The following is a 16,189-nucleotide window of genomic DNA, read 5'->3' as shown; positions in this document are numbered from 1 at the left end:
GGGAGTGCACCCAGCGGAAGCACGGGCGGCGCGGGAGGTGCCGGCGCCCCCGGAAGCCTCGTGGGGTAGCGGGCCCGAGCTTGAGAAACGGAGCGAGGCCACGCCGGTAGGCTGAAATCCATGTTCTCCCTGCTGCCCGGGGTGCCCGGCCTGGATGACTTGCGTGGCGTGGCCCGTCGTATCGACACCGCCCGGCACCACGGCGTGCCCAACGGTGTCGTGCTCGAACTCGACCTGCAGTCGTTGCCGCACGAGACCGGCGGCTTCGACCCGCTGGCGCTGCTCCGTTCCGGAAGCCAGCCGCCGGTGCTGCGTGACGTGGTGGGTGCGATCCACCGCGCGGCCGCAGACCCGCGAGTCGCCGGACTGATCGCGCGGGTGCAGCTTTCGTCCGCGGCTGCCGGCCCGGTCCAGGAGCTTCGGGCCGCGATCGCCGACTTCACCGCGGTCAAGCCGTCGCTGGCGTGGGCGGAGACCTACCCGGGCACCCTGTCCTACTACCTGGCGTCGGCGTTCGGCGAGGTGTGGATGCAACCCTCGGGGACGCTCGGACTGATCGGCTTCGCCACCAATGCGACGTTCCTGCGCACCGCCCTGGACAAGGCCGGCATCGAAGCGCAGTTCGTCGCCCGCGGCGAATACAAGTCGGCGGCCAACCTGTTCACCCAGGATTCCTACACCGACGCGCACCGCGAGGCCGACACCGCGCTGGTGGAAAGCCTGCACGCGCAGGTGCGCCGGGCCGTCGCCGAATCTCGGAATCTGGACGGCGGCGTCGTCGACGAGCTGGCCGACCGGGCGCCGTTGCTGCGTGACGACGCGATCGGGGCGGGCCTGATCGACCGGATCGGTTTTCGCGACGAGGCCTACGACCGCATCGCTGAACTCGTTGGCGCCGAAGGAATCTCAGGTGCCGACGATGACGACGCGCCGCCTCGGCTGTACCTGTCGCGCTACGCGAACGCCACCGCCGAGGGGGCCCGGCCGGGCCTGCCCGGACGCAAACCCAAGCCGGCGATCGCCGTGGTGACGGTGGCCGGGCCGATCGTCAGCGGCTCCGGCGGACCGCAGCTGTCGCCCTTTGGCAACCGCAGTGTCGGCGGCGACACGATCGCCGCCGCCCTGCGCGAGGCCGCCGCCGACGACGACGTCGCCGCGATCGTGCTGCGGGTGGACAGCCCGGGCGGTTCGGTCACCGGCTCGGAAACCATCTGGCGCGCGGTGCAGCAGGCCCGGGACGCCGGCAAACCGCTGGTCGCCTCGATGGGCGCGGTCGCCGCATCCGGCGGCTACTACATCTCGGCGGGCGCCGACGCCATCGTGGCCAACCCGGGCACCATCACCGGGTCGATCGGCGTGGTGACCGGCAAGTTGGTCGCCCGCGAGCTCAAGGACCGCCTGGGAGTCGGCACCGACACCGTGCGCACCGGTGCCAACGCCGACGCCTGGTCGATCAACGCCCCGTTCACCGCCGAACAGCAGGGACAAGTCGAGACCGAAGCCGACCTGTTCTACACCGACTTCGTGGCGCGGGTCGCCGAAGGCCGCAAGCTGTCCACCGAGGCGGTCGACGCGGTGGCCCGGGGGCGGGTGTGGACCGGCGCCGACGCCGCCGAACGCGGCCTCGTCGACGAGCTGGGCGGACTGCGCACCGCGGTGCGGCGCGCCAAGGTGCTGGCCGGGCTCGACCCCGACGCGCAGGTCCGCACGGTGCGCTATCCCGGCTCATCACTGTGGGAGTTCGTCCGGCCGCGTCCGTCGTCGCAGCCGGCGGCGGCGCTGTCGGAGGCGGTCGGGGCGCTGCTGGTGCGGTCGCTGACCGGGATCGTCGAGCAGGCGGGGCGGTCGGTCAACGGCGCCCAGGTGCTGTGGCTGGGCGAATCGCGCTGGTGAGCGCGTAACACAGATTCAACATTTTGCTTCCGCGACAGTAAAAGCTCGGTAACGCGCGCTTAACGAGTGCCGCCCATGCTGGGGAGCATGAAACGGTTACTGCTGCTGGCGGGTCTGAGCGCGATGGTCGGCCTCGCGGCGCCTGCCCACGCCGCACCCACCGGTGTCGACGGGCAGTTCCTCGCCACCCTGACCGGCGCCGGGCTCAGCCACTCCGGAAACGACCAGGCCGCGGTGTCGGCCGGCCGCGCCGTGTGCCAACTGATGGACGCCGGGCTGTCCCCGATGGACACCGTCGTCGCGGTGCAGGCCACCAACCCCGGCTTCACCATCCAGAAGGCGGGGGAGTTCGCCGCCATCTCGACCGCGCACTACTGCCCGGAGCACATGTAGGCACCCTGCGGTCAGGTCTGCGGTCTGGCACCCAGCACGTCGCAGAACAGCGCGCGGCGCAGCGCGAGCTCGCGCGGATCGCTGTAGAGGTGAAATCCCAGGCGGTTCATCACGTAGGAGAAACCGATACCGGTATCGGGATCGGCGAAGCCGAAAGACCCGCCCAGACCCGGTGTGCCATAAGCGGCATCCGAGGAACCGAAGACGCCGCCGAACCCCGGTTTGGACAGCCCCAGCGAGAAGCGGACCTTGACCCCCAGCACTTTGTCGCGTTCACCGCGGCTTGGTGACGCCGGCATCGCGGCGAGCGCATCGCGCACCGGTGCGCTCAGCGGCAGCGCCGGATGTGCGGTTGCCGCAGCACCATAAAGGCATGCGATCGACGATGCGGTGCCGATTCCGTTGGCCGAGGGGATCTCGATCGCACGCACGTCGTCACGGTTGTAGTCCCCGTCCCACGGGGTGACATTGCTCGGCAGGCACCCCGCTCGGGTCAGCAAGCCGACCGGATTGAACGACGCGGCCACCAGCCGCATCGGCATCGCCTTGAGGTGCAGCAGCCCCTCCGCCCGCTTCCAGTGGTGCAACAGCGCCACGCGCTGGCGCGACACCGATTTCGGCAGTCCGATACAGAAGTCCAAGCCGAGGGGCATGGCGATCTCGTCGGCGAGGAACCGGCCCAGGGTGCGGCCGGCCGGGTCGGTGCGACGGATCAGCTCGGACTCATACCAGCCCAGTGTGATCGCGTGATAGCCGTGCCGGGTGCCGGGCGGCCAGACCGGCCGCTGGGCGGCGAGTATCGGTGCCAGCCGCTGAGGGTCGGCGACGTCGGCGAGGGACGGCACCGGCTTGAGCACACACAAGCCGGCCTGATGACCGAGCAGCTCGCGGACGGTGATTTCGCCCTTGCCGGCCTGGGCGAACTCCGGCCAGTGGTCGGCCACCTTGTCGTCATAGCCGAACAGTCCACGCGAGACCGCCAATGCCACGGCCAGGGCGGCGACACCCTTGGTGGTCGAGAAGACGTTGACCATGGTGTCGCGCTGCCAGCACGCCATGGTGACGCCGTCGCGGTAGCCGCCCCACAGGTCGACCACCTTGACGCCGTCGCGGTATACCGAGACCGCGGCACCCACCTCGCGGCCGCCGGCGAAGTTGGCGCGGAACGCGTCGGCGATCTTGCCGTAGCCCTCGTCGACGTCCCCGTCGATCAGATCGGGCGACACCTTGACTTTGAGCACCATCGATGCAGTTATACCGGACCGGCTTTTCTTCACCGCCGATATAGAAAAAGTTAGCACCATAGTAAGGAAATCTGAGTTTTCCCTGGGTGTCCTGCTAGTGTCGCCGCTATTGGGCGGAACTTCGATGAGGGAATCGATCGTGACATCAATCAAGCAGTTTGTGTGCGGTACCGCCCTCGCGAGTGTGGTCGCCGGAACGGGGGCCGCGGTCGGCGTGCCGATCGGTCATGTGGGCCCCGCAGCGCTGGACTGGTGGCTGGCCGCCGAGCACGTGCTGCTGATCGGGGTGGACGGCACCAACCTGTCCAAGATCCTGGAGTACACCTACAACGACGACAGCGGGTTCAAGATCGCGATGGACCAGGGCATCACCGGCGCGGCGACCGAGGTGAACCACACCACGATCTCCGGGCCGTCGTGGTCGACGATTCTCACCGGGGTCTGGGACGACAAGCACGGTGTGGTCAACAACCTGTTCCGGCCCGAGCCGTACGACAAGTGGCCGACGGTGTTCAACATGCTCGAGTACTACAAGCCGGAGGTCAACACTTCGGTGATCGCCGACTGGGACTACATCAACGGCATCGCCGGCGCGGGCGGCCACCCGGTGGACCACAACATCTTCGTCCCGTTCCAGGACGACTGGGCCACCACCGACGCGCAGGTCACCGCGCAGACCATCGCCCAGATCATGGCCACTGCGAACAACCCCGATGACATCTCGAACTTCCTGTTCTCCTACCAGGTGCAAGTGGACGAGGCCGGGCACAGCTTCGGGGGCGGTTCGGCCGAGTATGCGCAGGCCGTGGTGAATACCGGAGCCAACATCAAGGAGATCCTGGACGCGATAGCCGCGGTCAAGGCGATCACCGGCGACGACTGGTCGATTCTCATCACCACCGACCACGGCCACCAGCAGTCGCTGGGCTTCGGTCATGGCTTCCAGTCGCCGAATGAGACGACGCAGTTCGTCATCTTCGATCAGGCCGGCGATCACGCCACCGACGGCAGCCAGAATCTGAACTACTCCATCGCCGACATCACGCCCACGATCCTGTCGCTGTTCGGGGTCCCGATGCGCTCGGATTTCGACGGTGTCTCGATGGCGTTTGACCCGACCGTCCTCAACGGCGTCGTCTCGCCCGTGGACCTCAAACAGGCGCTCACCGACGCGATAGCGATGTATGGCTACCCGAACATCGGCAACGACATCATGTTGGGGATCCGGACGATCGTCACCTCCATCCCCTACGGGCTCAACCTCGTCGTCACCGAAATCGACAAATTCCTACAGTCGATCGTCGACCAGGACATCTTCTTGGTCAGCGGACTGGCCGAATTCCTCCAGCAGGTCGTCCAATTCACCGGTGGCCTGGTGGTGGATACCACCGACACGCTGGCCCGGGGTATCGCCTACCTGACCGGATCGGGCGTTATCGCACCGACCGACCCGCCGCTGCCGCCGGCCGGCTCCGCGGATTTCAGCGACGTGTGGGGACTGCTCGGTGGCGACCACGGCTTCGCGGCGCCCGACCTGGCGCTGCCGGACTTCGACGTAGCCTAGCGCTAGCTGCGAATCGCCTCGATCGCCACCGAATTGCGCAATCCCGCAACGATTTCCGCTTCGTCGGGGAAGCTGCGGCCATAGGCGGCGAAGACTTCGGTCCGGGTGCGACCGTTGACCTGCCACCCATGTTCGACCAGGTAGTCGCCGGCGGGTCGCCGCTCGCCGGCGAAGACCAAGTCGGCCATGTCCAGGTCCAGGCCCTGGTCGGCGAAGCGCCGGCCCACCGACTGATTCGAATCGGTGAGCGCCGCCGCGCCGTCGGGGTGGTATTCGGTGGCCAGCCGGCTGCCGGGCGCGCTGAGCGCGGTGATGTTGTCGAACAGCCGATCCTGCGCCTCCGGGGGCAGATAGATGAGCAGGCCCTCGGCGCTCCACGCGGTCGGCTTTGTCTCGTCGAATCCGCTGCGGCGCAACGCGTCCGGCCAATCGTCGCGCAGGTCGACGGCGACTGTCCGGCGCTCCGCGGTCGGCTCGGCGCCGAGCTCGGCCAGGGTTCGGGACTTGAACTCGATTACCTCCGGCTGGTCGATCTCGTAGACGACGCTGTCGTCCGGCCACCCCAGCCGATAGGCCCGCGAATCCAGTCCGGCGGCCAGGATGACCACTTGCCGGATGCCGGCGGCCGCGGCCTGCAGGAAGAAGTCGTCGAAGAACCGGGTGCGCACCGCCATCACCTCGGTCATCGGCCCGGCGGTGGCGTGGGCGTCCTCGGCGACCGCCGGTTCCAGCTCACCATCGAGCAGCCGGTTGAAGAACTCGATCCCCACCGCGCGCACCAGCGGCGCGGCGAACGGGTCGTCGATCAGCGCGTCGGGTTGCCGGCTGGCCAGCGCGCGGCCGACCGCGACCATGGTGGCGGTGGTGCCCACGCTGGACGCCAGGTCCCAGCTGTCCCCAGGTGATCGTGCGCCGCCGCTGCGTGTCATCAGTGTCCTCCTTCCAGGATCGCGGTGACGTAGGTCAGCCCGCCGTAGCTGTCGGCCTCCTCGAGCTGGGGGAGTCCGTGCGCGGCGAACAGCTCGTTGATGGTGCGGCTGTCGAGACGCCAGCCGCGCTCGGCGAGGTAGCCGGGGGCCGCATTGCGATCACCGAAGTAGACCAGCTCGGTGAGGTCCAGATCCAGGCCGCGGCTGCGCATCCGCTCCGCGGCCTCCCGCATCCGCTTGCGCGCGGTGTCCTCGTCGGACGGGTCCAGCGGCGGGGTGCATTCGACGGCGAACCGGCTGCCCGGCGCCGACAGTGCGGTGACGGTGTCCAGCAGCCGGTCCTGGGCGTCGGCGGGCAGGTAGGCCAGCAGGCCCTCGGCGCTCCAGGCGGTCGCCGCGGACGGGTCGAAACCCGCCGCCCGCAGCGCGGCGGGCCAGTCGTCACGCAGGTCGACGGCGACCGGCCGGCGATCGGCGGCCGGCTCGGCGCCCTGGGCGGCCAGCACCCGGGTCTTGAACTCGATCACGTCGGGCTGGTCGATCTCGAAGACGGTGGTGCCGGCCGGCCAGTCGAGCCGGTAGGCGCGGGCGTCGAGCCCGGACGCCAGGATGACGGCCTGCCGGATACCGTCGGCCGCGGCCTGCAAAAAGAACTCGTCGAAGAACCGGGTGCGCACCGCCATGTTGTCCGACATCCGGGACAGCATCGTCGCCCCGTCTTCGGCCTCGCCGTCGTCGAAGTCGGCCGGGCTGAGCTCGCCGCTGGCGAGCTTGCTGAACAAGTCCACGCCCACCGCGCGAACCAGCGGCTCGGCGTAGGGATCGCTGATCAGCGGCCGGTCGATGCCGTTTCCGCGGCTGGCCACCGCGCGGCCCACCGCTACCATGGTCGCGGTGGCGCCCACGCTGGAGGCCAGGTCCCAGGTGTCTCCAGGAAATCGGCCGGTTCGTGCCATCGCAAGACTCCTAATCTGGGCCGGGAACACGACCCGATAGTTAGTTAGCGTATTTAATGAGCTATCGATGACTGTACGCCGGTTCGCTGGTCTTCCGCTGGCAGGCGGGTGTCCCTGCGGCTGCCCGGCCCGCGGCGCTGAGCTGTTAGTCTCGTAGACTGCTGACGCGCCTGAAGACACGTGTGGCCGCATCATGACCGGTCGGCGCGTCGACGCGAAAGCGCAGGACCACCCCAGGACTAACACGGGCCGGAAGAAACCAGCCCAATGGCACGCCGCGACCGGACCTCGGCTGCGCAGGAGGAGAAGAGTGTTCTCGGCTTTCATCTCATCACTGCGGACGGTCGACCTACGGCGCAAGATCCTGTTCGCGCTGGGCATCATCATCATCTACCGGCTCGGAGCGGCCATCCCGTCGCCCGGCGTCGACTACCAGAACGTGCAGCAGTGCATCAAGGAGGTCAGCGGCGGCGACGCGGCGCAGGTCTACTCGCTGATCAACCTGTTCTCCGGCGGCGCGCTGCTGCAACTGACGGTGTTCGCCATCGGCGTGATGCCCTACATCACCGCCAGCATCATCGTGCAGCTGTTGACGGTGGTCATCCCGCGCTTCGAGGAGCTGCGCAAAGAGGGCCAGTCCGGCCAGAACAAGATGACGCAGTACACCCGCTATCTGACGGTCGCACTGGCCGTGCTGCAGGCGACGTCCATCGTGGCGCTGGCCGCCAATGGCGGGCTGCTGCAGAGCTGCAGCCTGCGCCACGACATCATCGCCGACCACAGCATCTTCACCCTGGTCGTCATCGTGATGGTGATGACCGCCGGCGCGGTGCTGGTGATGTGGCTCGGTGAGCTGATCACCGAGCGCGGCATCGGCAACGGCATGTCGCTGCTGATCTTCGTCGGTATCGCCGCTCGTATCCCGATCGAGGGCAAGACCATCCTGGACTCCCGCGGCGGCCTGGTCTTCACCATGGTCTGCCTGGCCGCGCTGGTCATCGTCGTCGGTGTGGTCTTCGTCGAGCAGGGGCAGCGCCGCATCCCGGTGCAGTACGCCAAGCGCATGGTCGGCCGGCGCATGTACGGCGGCACCTCGACGTACCTGCCGCTCAAGGTCAACCAGGCCGGCGTCATCCCGGTCATCTTCGCCTCGTCGCTGATCTATATCCCTCAGCTGGTCACCCAGCTGGTCCGCAGCGGCAGTGGCGGTGTCGGCAACAGCTGGTGGGACAAGGCCGTCAGCACCTACCTGTCGGATCCGTCCAACCTGGTCTACATCGGCGTGTACTTCGGCCTGATCATCTTCTTCACGTACTTCTACGTGTCGATCACGTTCAACCCCGACGAGCGCGCCGATGAGATGAAGAAGTTCGGCGGGTTCATTCCGGGGATCCGGCCGGGACGCCCGACCGCGGACTACCTGCGCTTCGTGCTCAACCGGATCACGCTGCCGGGCTCGATCTACCTGGGTGTGATCTCCGTGCTGCCCAACCTGTTCCTGCAGATGGGCAACTCCGGGACGGTGCAGAACCTGCCGTTCGGCGGAACCGCGGTGCTGATCATGATCGGTGTCGGCCTTGACACGGTCAAGCAGATCGAGAGCCAGCTCATGCAGCGCAACTACGAAGGGTTCCTCAAGTGAGAGTCATCCTGCTGGGACCGCCCGGGGCGGGCAAGGGCACGCAGGCCGTCAAACTGGCCGAAGAGCTGGGTGTCCCGCAGATCTCCACCGGCGATCTGTTCCGCAACAACATTGCCCAGGGCACCGAACTGGGCCGCAAGGCCAAGGCGTACCTGGACGCCGGTGACCTGGTGCCCTCCGAGCTGACCAACGCGCTGGTCGCCGACCGCATCGACGCCGAAGACGCCGCCAAGGGGTTCATCCTCGACGGCTTTCCCCGGTCGGTGGAACAGGCCCAGGCGCTGCACGACATGCTCGAGGAGCGCAACACCAAGCTGGACGCGGTGCTGGAGCTGCGGGTCAGCGAGGACGAGTTGCTCGCCCGGTTGCGGGAGCGGGGCCGCGCCGACGACACCGCCGAGGTCATCCACAACCGGATGATCGTCTACCGCGAGGAGACCGCGCCGCTGCTGGACTTCTACCAGCACGAGCACGAGCTGCATGTCGTGGATGCGCTCGGCACCGTCGACGAGGTCTTCGGCCGGCTGCTGAAGGCGCTGGGACGCTAAGTGATCGGACTGCCGAAGCGGCGGGTGCCGCATCGCAGCCCGGGGGAGCTCGACGCGATGGCCGCGGCAGGCGCCGTCGTGGCTGCGGCACTGGCCGCGGTGCGTGAGGCCGCCGTGGCGGGTACCTCGACCCTGCAGTTGGACGAGATCGCCGAATCGGTGATCCGGGACGCGGGTGCGACGCCATCGTTCCTGGGCTATCACGGCTTTCCCGCCTCGATCTGCAGTTCGGTGAACGATCGGGTGGTGCACGGCATCCCGTCGTCGACCGAGGTGCTCGAGCCAGGTGACCTGGTCTCCATCGACTGCGGTGCGATTCTGGACGGCTGGCACGGCGATGCGGCGATCACCTTCGGGGTCGGGAAGCTGGCGCAGGCCGACGAGGACCTGTCGGCGGCAACCCGCAAGGCGCTGGGGGCCGGGATCGCCGCGATGGTTCCCGGCAACCGGCTCAGCGATGTCTCCCATGCCATCGAGACCGGGGCGCGCGCGGCCTCGGCTGAGTTCCGCCGCTCGTTCGGCATCGTGGCCGGCTACGGCGGGCACGGCATCGGCCGCCAGATGCACATGGACCCGTTCCTGCCCAACGAAGGGGCGCCGGGCCGCGGACCGCTGCTGGTGGCCGGGTCGGTGCTGGCGATCGAGCCGATGCTGACGTTGGGCACCGACCAGACCGTGGTGCTCGACGACGAGTGGACGGTCGTCACCACCGACAGTTCCCGCGCGGCGCACTGGGAACACACCGTGGCGGTCACCGATGACGGGCCGCGGATCCTGACCGTGGCCTAGCGGTCCGAACACGTCAGTTCCCACGCGGTCGCAGCCAAAAGTGATAAGAACGGGCGTGGACTTCCACCCTCCCGATGATGCCGACCCGATCGCGCTGGCCCGCGCCAATTGGGAGCGGGCCGGCTGGGGCGAGGTCGCCGACGGGATGGTGGCGGTGACGTCGGTGATGCGGGCGCATCAGATTCTGCTGGCGCGGGTGGAGGCGACGCTGCGGCCCTACGACCTGAGTTTCTCCCGATTCGAGCTGCTGCGGCTGCTGGCGTTCAGCCGGTCCGGGGCACTGCCGATCACCAAGGCCTCCGACCGGCTGCAGGTCCACGTCACCAGCGTCACGCACGCGATCCGGCGATTGGAGGCCGCCGGCTTGGTGGAGCGGCTGCCGCACCCCACCGACGGCCGCACCACGCTGGTGTCGATCACCGACGCGGGCCGCTCGACGGTGGCCGACGCGACGGCCAGCCTCAACAGCGAGGTGTTCTCCGACATCGGGATGTCGGGGCAGGAGTCGCGGATGCTGTCGTCGGCGATCGAGACGCTGCGGCGCAACGCCGGGGATTTCTGACGGGCGTAGTGGCGTACTTGGTGTTCCGGGGTGGTCCGGGATGCGTTTTTTCGGGCGCGAGGGTGCGCAATCCCGGTGATCAGTCCGGTGTGTCGGCCGGGGACGCGCCCGCTCGCGCGGAGGGGGACGGCACCGGGATGGTGGCGGTGACGGCGGTGCCCGCACCGGGGCGCGAGCGGATGTTGAGCCGGCCGCCTACCAGCTCGGCGCGCTCGGCCATCGACAACACCCCGTAGCCGCCCATGTCATCGCCGCCGACCGGGTGCTCGAAGGTGTCGAAACCCACGCCGTCGTCCACGATCTCCAGCCGCGCGACATCGAGGTCGGCGGTCACCGTGAATCTCAGCCGGACCGTCGTCGCGGCGGCGTGCTTGACGACGTTCTGCAGGCCCTCCTGCGCGATCCGGTACAGCGCCAGCTCGATGTGCTCGGGCAGCCGGATCTCGGCCAGATCCAGCTCGATGTTGAGTTGCGGTATCGACTGGGCCAGGCTGGCCAGCCCGCCAGACAGGCCCAGGTCGTCGAGCACCGGCGGCCGCAGCCCGCTGATCGCCACCCGGGTCTCCTGCAGTGTCAGCCCGGCCAGCTCCCGGGCGGCCTCCAGTTGCTGCGACGCCTCGTCCGGGTCGTTGCCGACCGCCCGAGCGGCCGCATCCAGTCGGTAGGACAGGGTCACCAGTCGCTGCGAGATGCCGTCGTGGATGTCGCCGGCCAGTCGGCGCCGCTCGATCTCCTGCGCCTCGATCACCTGCTCGACGAACAGCTCGTGGGCACGTTCCCGGGCCACCAGTTGCCGGTGCAGCCGGGCCTGGTGCATGGCGCCGGCGATCAGCCGGCCGATCACCCGCAGCAATTCGACGTCGCCGGGGGTGAAGTCGCGGCGCTCCACGGTGTGCACGTTGAGCACGCCCACCAGCCCGCCCGGATCGGTCTCCATCGGCACCGACACCATCGAGGTGAACTCGCGCCCGCGCAGCGACTCGATCGGCAGATAGCGCGGGTCGGACTCCTTGTCGTCGCTGATCACCACCGGCTCGCGGTGGCGGGCGACCCAGCCCGACACCCCGGATCCCAGGGGCAGCCGGATCTTCCCCACTTCGGTGTCGAACGGCGGGGTGGCGCCGGTCAGGGTCAGCGAGCGTTCGGTGTCATCGAGGACGTGCACAAAGCAGACGTCGGTGCCGGTGGCCGCGGTGATCATCCGGGCCGCCGCGGCGGCCAGCGGTTCCACCCCCGGTCCGCTGGAAGCGGCCTGGATGAGCTCCCGCAGCAGCGCCAGCTCGTGGTTGGCATCGACGAAATCACGGAAATCGCGTACCGCGCCCCGCTTGCGGGCGCGGGACCGGTTGTTGCCGGCGGCACTCACCGGTAGATGCCCTCGCGCAATGCGGTGGCCACCGCGCCGGTGCGGTCGGACACCCCCAGCTTGCGGTAGATGGAGCGAAGATGGCTCTTGACGGTCTCGTCGCCGATCACCAGTTTGGTGGCGATGCCCCGGTTGGACAGTCCGCTGACCATGCAGGCCAGGATCTCGCTCTCCCGCTGGGTCAGGCCCTGGCGAGCGCCCGGCCAGAACTCGTCGCGTTGCAGTCGCGCCGCGGTGCCGGCCGCCCGGGCGGCCAGGCCCGGATCGATCACCGTCTCGCCGCGATGGGCCAACTCGATCTGGTGCACCAGGTCGTCGCTGCTGATGCTCTTGAGCAGGTAGCCGCTCGCACCGACCCGCAGCGCTTCGAACAGGTACTGCTCGTCGTCATAGACCGACAGCATCACGATCTTGCGTTCCGGATCGCGTTCGCGCAGCGCCAGGCACAGGTCCAAGCCGCTCTCACCGCGCATCCGCACATCGCACAGCACGATGTCGGGATCGGTGTCGGCGACCACGGCGAGGGCCTGTTCGGCGCTGATCGCCTGCCCGACGACCTCGATGCGGTCGGAGAACGCGGTGAGCATGGCACGCAGGCCCTCGATCACCATCTCGTGATCGTCGACGAGGACCAGTCGCACGGGCATAGCAAGACAATAAGGCCCCGGAGGGGCGGTGGAGGTGAGCCGACGCCGGGGCCGCCGCATTGGCTCGGCGGTTCGGCGAGGCTCGGCGGAGCCGGCCCGAAGGGGCGGTGGAGGTGAGCCGACGCCGGGGCCGCCGCATTGGCTCGGCGGTTCGGCGAGGCTCGGCGGAGCCGACCCGGAGGGCGGTGGACCGACGAAAAACTCAGCCGGTTCAGTGCCCCCGCTCAGACCCTCCGGCGATTACCCGGACGGTTCCCCCGGATGGGGGAGGACGACCGAGCCGATCTTCGGCATCCTGCTGTTATGCAGATCACAACCGAGCTCGCGACATGGACCAGTGCCGGCCGCCCGTTCTGGTGGGACCAGGTGCACCCCGATGCCGAGGTGTACCCCCTGCAAGCGGTGATCTTCGACATCGACGCCCTTGCCGACGCCGACGGCGAGCCCCGCTCCGGGCTGGTGGACCTGGTGCTGAGCCTGTTCGCCAATGGTCTCTGGGTGGCCGTGGTCGGCGCCGGACCGCGCGACGCGGTGCAGGCCCGGGTGCGGGAACTGATCGGGGACGGCATGACCGAGACCATCGTGACCGCCGAGGACCTCATCGGTCCCTCCGGTGACGCCGAGCTCTACCGGCTGGCGCTGTGGGAGCTGGGCATTGTCGCCGGTGAGTCGCTGGTGATCGCCGGATCCGAGGCCGGTGCCCGGACCGCCGCGGCCATCGGCCTGCCGGCGATCTTCGCCGACACCGGCGGCTACGACGGGTTGTCGGCCAACGGCTGTCGGGAGCTGCAGGCGCAGCGGGTGGTGGCCCGCTTCAGCTGCCGCGAAGCAGGCTGATCACTATTTGACGCTGACGGCAGCGGTCACCGACCATGACGTGGTGCGTCGACTGGTAGTTCTGCTGTGCACAGCGCTGTGTGCGATGGGCGTGACCGCGCCACCGGCCGCGGCAGTCGTCGAACCATGGTTCGGCAATGCGGTCGGCAACGCCACCCAGGTGGTTTCGGTTGTCGGAGTAGGCCATTCGACCGCAAAGATCGATGTCTATCAGCGGACTGCCGCGGGCTGGGAACCGGTCGCGGCCGGGATTCCGGCGTATGTCGGCTCGGCGGGCATCACCCCGCAAACCAAAGAAGGCGAGCCGTCGACCCCGATGGGGTTCTACACGCTCGATTCGGCGTTTGGCACCGCGCCGAACCCCGGCGGCGGCCTGCCGTATGTGCAGGTCGGATCCGACCACTGGTGGGACAGCGACTCCAACAGCCCGACCTACAACACCATGCAGGTCTGCAAGAAAGCCCAGTGCCCGTTCAACACGGCGGCCAGTGAGAACCTCAACATCCCGCAGTACCGGCATGCGGTGGTCATCGGCGTCAATAAAACTCGCACACCCGGTGACGGCTCCGCCTACTTCTTCCACAGCACCGACGGCGGGCCGACGGCGGGCTGCGTAGCGATCGATGACGCCACGCTGGTGAGGATCATCGGCTGGCTGAGGCCGGGCGCGGTGATGGCAATCGCGAAGTAGCCGCTCAGCTCTCCCGCAGCAGGTTGATCACCGCGCTGAAGTCCTGCGCGCCGTGCTCGGCGGCGAACTCGGCGTAGATCGCCGCGGCATGACTGCCCCAGGCGCGAGCGCGTGGGTCTGCGCTACCGGATGGTAGAGATTAGGTCGCCGGACATCGCACCGAGCTGCGAGCCCCAGGTCGACCAGCCGTGGTCACCGCTGACGGGGAAGTCGAAGTGCCCGTTGCTCCCGCCGACGCTGCGGTATTGGGCCAAGAACATCCGGTTGCTACCCTGCGCCTGGTCGGCGACTCCGAGCATCGCGGCCGGGTTGCTGGCGGTCAGGGTTTGCGGGCTGAAAACCCACAACCGGGCGTTGTTCTGCGCGAGCAAGGCCGCATGCGCGTACGGGTCACGCCACTTCCATCGCCCCAACTGGGGCATCCCCCACATGTCATCGGAGTTGACGCCACCGAACTGCGCCATGCCGGCGTTGATCGCGCCGGTCATTGCGGTCTGAGAGGGGTAGAGAAAACCGGACATCGAGCCGGCGTAACGGAATCGGTCGGGGTGAAACGCGGCCAGCGCCACGGCGGCGTAGCCGCCCTGCGCGGCGCCGACCACGGCGTGGCCACCCGGTGCCAGGCCCTTGTTGGTGGCCAACCAGTCCGGCAGTTCCGTGGACAAGAAGGTTTCCCACTGCTTGGAGCCGTCGCGTTCCCAGTCTGTGTACATGCTGTACGCACCGCCCGCGGGCGCTGCCACCGAGACTCCCTTACCACCAAGGGTGTTCATCGCGTTGCCGGCGGTGACCCAGTTGCTGATATCGGGGCCGGCGTCGAACGCATCCAACAGGTACACGGCATGCGACCCGCCGCCCCGGAACGCCACCGGGATGTCGCGGCCCATCGCCGCCGACGGCACCATCAGGGTCTCGACGTCGGCCTGGGCTGTACTGGTCGCAGAGGTAGCGCCCCAGATCGTCAGTGCCAACACGGCGGCGAACACCGGCCGCAACATCATGACAAAACTTTTCATTACCCACCTCATCTCGAAGCCGCGGTTCGGTCGACCTCGGCGGTGACTTCTCGGATCAGCGCGGCCACCGCTGCGGGGTCGTCGGACATCGGGACATGTCCGACCCCACGCAGCCACACCGACTCCGCGCCCGGGAGCCGCGTCAGCATCGGGACACCGAAGTGCTTGAACGGCAACACCCGGTCGCGCTCTGCCCAGACGACCCGCACCGGATAGTCCCGGTCGGCCGGCAACAGCTTGACCTGATGTCGTGGCAGGGCTCGGGCCAGCGACGCGACGGCGGGGGCTTCGGCGTTGGCCCGGATTAGTGCCGCCAATATCTCGGGGGCGACGCGATCAGGATGGGCGACCTGGGAAGCCAACAGCAGCCGGCGCAGCGCGCCGTTGGAAGCGATGCTGTCGGCGCGCCCCGCGCAGCGACTGAGGACACTGGCGGAGCCCCGGATCGTGGCAGCGAGCGTCTCGATCCGGCGCTGGGACACCCAGGCCCCTGCCGGGCTGAACAACACCAGGGAACGCGCCCGGTTGCGGCGCGCCAGCTCGATACTCAGCCACCCGCCCAGGGAATTTCCGACCACGTGCACCCGCTGCAGGCCCAGCCGGCCGAGCTCAGCTTCGATGCCGTCGGCAAGCGCGTCAACCGGTGGCCCGACCCGCCCGCCCAACGCAGGGCCACCGGCGTGGCCCGGCAGCGTCAGCGCAATCACGTCGTGGTGCGGCTCCAGATGCGGCAGCACGGGGGACCACACACGCCAGATCGCGGTGATGCCGTGCAGCAGTAGCAGCGGAGTTCCGCTACCGGCGCGGTGGCCGGCACTCAAGTCCAGTGCGGGCAGGGCCGAACGCGGCCCGTCGTCGGCCCGCCGCGCGATCCTGGCTGCCGCCGCGACCGCGCTGCCGGCCAGCAGCGCCGAGACCAGGGTGGCATTCCGCGAACTCGGTATGTTCACCGATGTCCCGGTGCCGGTAGGGCTTCGGTGGTCCCGCCGCTGGCCCGACGACGCCGTTGGCGCTGGGCCCGGTATTTGGGGGTCACACCGCGCTGATCCGATGCGCCCACGTCGGCCGGCCGGCCGACCACGGCTGGGATCTGCATTCGCTGCCCCTTCATG

General features: G+C 68.7%; 17 protein-coding genes. 9 read left to right on the top strand and 8 right to left on the bottom strand.

Annotated features, from left to right (window positions below; genetic code table 11):
* Nucleotides 1-120: 120 nt before the first annotated feature.
* Together sppA and DQP56_RS07315 are read left to right on the top strand one after the other, a co-directional pair.
* On the top strand, nt 121-1,893 hold the full coding sequence (gene sppA / locus DQP56_RS07320; protein WP_112684294.1) for a signal peptide peptidase SppA: 1,773 nt from the start codon (nt 121-123) through the stop codon (nt 1,891-1,893).
* Nucleotides 1,894-1,980: 87 nt separating this feature from the next.
* Nucleotides 1,981-2,286, top strand: coding sequence for a DUF732 domain-containing protein (locus DQP56_RS07315; RefSeq protein ID WP_205868815.1), 306 nt, complete (start codon nt 1,981-1,983; stop codon nt 2,284-2,286).
* Nucleotides 2,287-2,297: 11 nt separating this feature from the next.
* Here DQP56_RS07315 and DQP56_RS07310 read toward each other — a convergent pair whose 3' ends face one another.
* Nucleotides 2,298-3,530, bottom strand: coding sequence for a serine hydrolase domain-containing protein (locus DQP56_RS07310; protein ID WP_112684292.1), 1,233 nt, complete (start codon nt 3,528-3,530; stop codon nt 2,298-2,300).
* A 139-nt stretch (nt 3,531-3,669) separates the two neighbouring features.
* Here DQP56_RS07310 and DQP56_RS07305 point away from each other — a divergent pair, with 139 nt between their 5' ends.
* On the top strand, nt 3,670-5,094 hold the full coding sequence (locus DQP56_RS07305; protein WP_112684301.1) for an alkaline phosphatase family protein: 1,425 nt from the start codon (nt 3,670-3,672) through the stop codon (nt 5,092-5,094).
* 2 nt (nt 5,095-5,096) lie between these two features.
* Here DQP56_RS07305 and DQP56_RS07300 read toward each other — a convergent pair whose 3' ends face one another.
* Together DQP56_RS07300 and DQP56_RS07295 are read right to left on the bottom strand one after the other, a co-directional pair.
* Nucleotides 5,097-6,023, bottom strand: a complete 927-nt coding sequence (locus tag DQP56_RS07300; RefSeq protein ID WP_112684291.1) for a class I SAM-dependent methyltransferase — start codon at nt 6,021-6,023, stop codon at nt 5,097-5,099.
* The gene (locus DQP56_RS07295) at nt 6,023-6,979 is read right to left on the bottom strand and encodes a class I SAM-dependent methyltransferase (protein WP_112684290.1); all 957 of its coding nucleotides are present in this window, start codon (nt 6,977-6,979) and stop codon (nt 6,023-6,025) included. The genes DQP56_RS07300 and DQP56_RS07295 overlap by 1 nt, the downstream gene beginning before the upstream one ends.
* A 310-nt stretch (nt 6,980-7,289) precedes the next feature.
* Between DQP56_RS07295 and secY the strand changes: the two genes are divergently transcribed.
* From secY to DQP56_RS07275, 4 genes are read left to right on the top strand one after another with little or no spacing between them, the layout of a single operon-like run.
* Nucleotides 7,290-8,621 carry a preprotein translocase subunit SecY gene (gene secY, locus DQP56_RS07290; protein ID WP_112684289.1) on the top strand — a complete coding sequence of 444 codons (1,332 nt, stop codon included), beginning with the start codon at nt 7,290-7,292 and terminating at the stop codon, nt 8,619-8,621.
* A complete protein-coding gene (locus DQP56_RS07285) occupies nt 8,618-9,169 on the top strand; it encodes an adenylate kinase (RefSeq protein ID WP_112684288.1) in 552 nt (183 codons plus the stop codon). The genes secY and DQP56_RS07285 overlap by 4 nt, the downstream gene beginning before the upstream one ends.
* Complete coding sequence (gene map / locus DQP56_RS07280; protein ID WP_112684287.1) at nt 9,170-9,958, top strand: type I methionyl aminopeptidase; 789 nt, start codon at nt 9,170-9,172, stop codon at nt 9,956-9,958.
* A 55-nt stretch (nt 9,959-10,013) separates the two neighbouring features.
* Complete coding sequence (locus tag DQP56_RS07275; RefSeq protein WP_013830225.1) at nt 10,014-10,520, top strand: MarR family winged helix-turn-helix transcriptional regulator; 507 nt, start codon at nt 10,014-10,016, stop codon at nt 10,518-10,520.
* Between the two features lie 79 nt (nt 10,521-10,599).
* Here DQP56_RS07275 and DQP56_RS07270 read toward each other — a convergent pair whose 3' ends face one another.
* A complete protein-coding gene (locus DQP56_RS07270) occupies nt 10,600-11,886 on the bottom strand; it encodes a GAF domain-containing sensor histidine kinase (protein WP_112684286.1) in 1,287 nt (428 codons plus the stop codon).
* The gene (locus DQP56_RS07265) at nt 11,883-12,533 is read right to left on the bottom strand and encodes a response regulator (RefSeq protein ID WP_112684285.1); all 651 of its coding nucleotides are present in this window, start codon (nt 12,531-12,533) and stop codon (nt 11,883-11,885) included. Before DQP56_RS07265 ends, DQP56_RS07270 begins: the two co-directional genes overlap by 4 nt.
* Before the next feature lie 303 nt (nt 12,534-12,836).
* Here DQP56_RS07265 and DQP56_RS07260 point away from each other — a divergent pair, with 303 nt between their 5' ends.
* Together DQP56_RS07260 and DQP56_RS07255 are read left to right on the top strand one after the other, a co-directional pair.
* Nucleotides 12,837-13,370, top strand: coding sequence for an HAD family hydrolase (locus DQP56_RS07260; RefSeq protein ID WP_112684284.1), 534 nt, complete (start codon nt 12,837-12,839; stop codon nt 13,368-13,370).
* A 43-nt stretch (nt 13,371-13,413) separates the two neighbouring features.
* Complete coding sequence (locus tag DQP56_RS07255) at nt 13,414-14,061, top strand: L,D-transpeptidase family protein (RefSeq protein ID WP_112684300.1); 648 nt, start codon at nt 13,414-13,416, stop codon at nt 14,059-14,061.
* A gap of 122 nt (nt 14,062-14,183) precedes the next feature.
* Here the strand turns inward: DQP56_RS07255 and DQP56_RS07250 are convergent, their stop codons facing one another.
* The 3 genes from DQP56_RS07250 to DQP56_RS25185 are packed head-to-tail and all read right to left on the bottom strand — an operon-like array spanning nt 14,184 to nt 16,173.
* The gene (locus DQP56_RS07250; protein WP_112684283.1) at nt 14,184-15,077 is read right to left on the bottom strand and encodes an alpha/beta hydrolase-fold protein; all 894 of its coding nucleotides are present in this window, start codon (nt 15,075-15,077) and stop codon (nt 14,184-14,186) included.
* 8 nt (nt 15,078-15,085) lie between these two features.
* Nucleotides 15,086-16,027, bottom strand: coding sequence for an alpha/beta fold hydrolase (locus tag DQP56_RS07245; RefSeq protein ID WP_234825544.1), 942 nt, complete (start codon nt 16,025-16,027; stop codon nt 15,086-15,088).
* Nucleotides 16,024-16,173 (bottom strand): hypothetical protein, encoded by a 150-nt coding sequence (locus tag DQP56_RS25185; RefSeq protein WP_234825543.1) that lies wholly within the window; start codon nt 16,171-16,173, stop codon nt 16,024-16,026. The genes DQP56_RS07245 and DQP56_RS25185 overlap by 4 nt, the downstream gene beginning before the upstream one ends.
* Nucleotides 16,174-16,189 lie beyond the last annotated feature (16 nt).

It is taken from the genome of Mycolicibacter senuensis, from assembly GCF_003284925.1.
In the GTDB taxonomy this organism is placed as follows: domain Bacteria; phylum Actinomycetota; class Actinomycetes; order Mycobacteriales; family Mycobacteriaceae; genus Mycobacterium; species Mycobacterium algericum_A.
The sequence above is the reverse complement of the archived record's forward strand: the minus strand, read 5'-3'. Positions and strand labels throughout refer to the sequence as shown.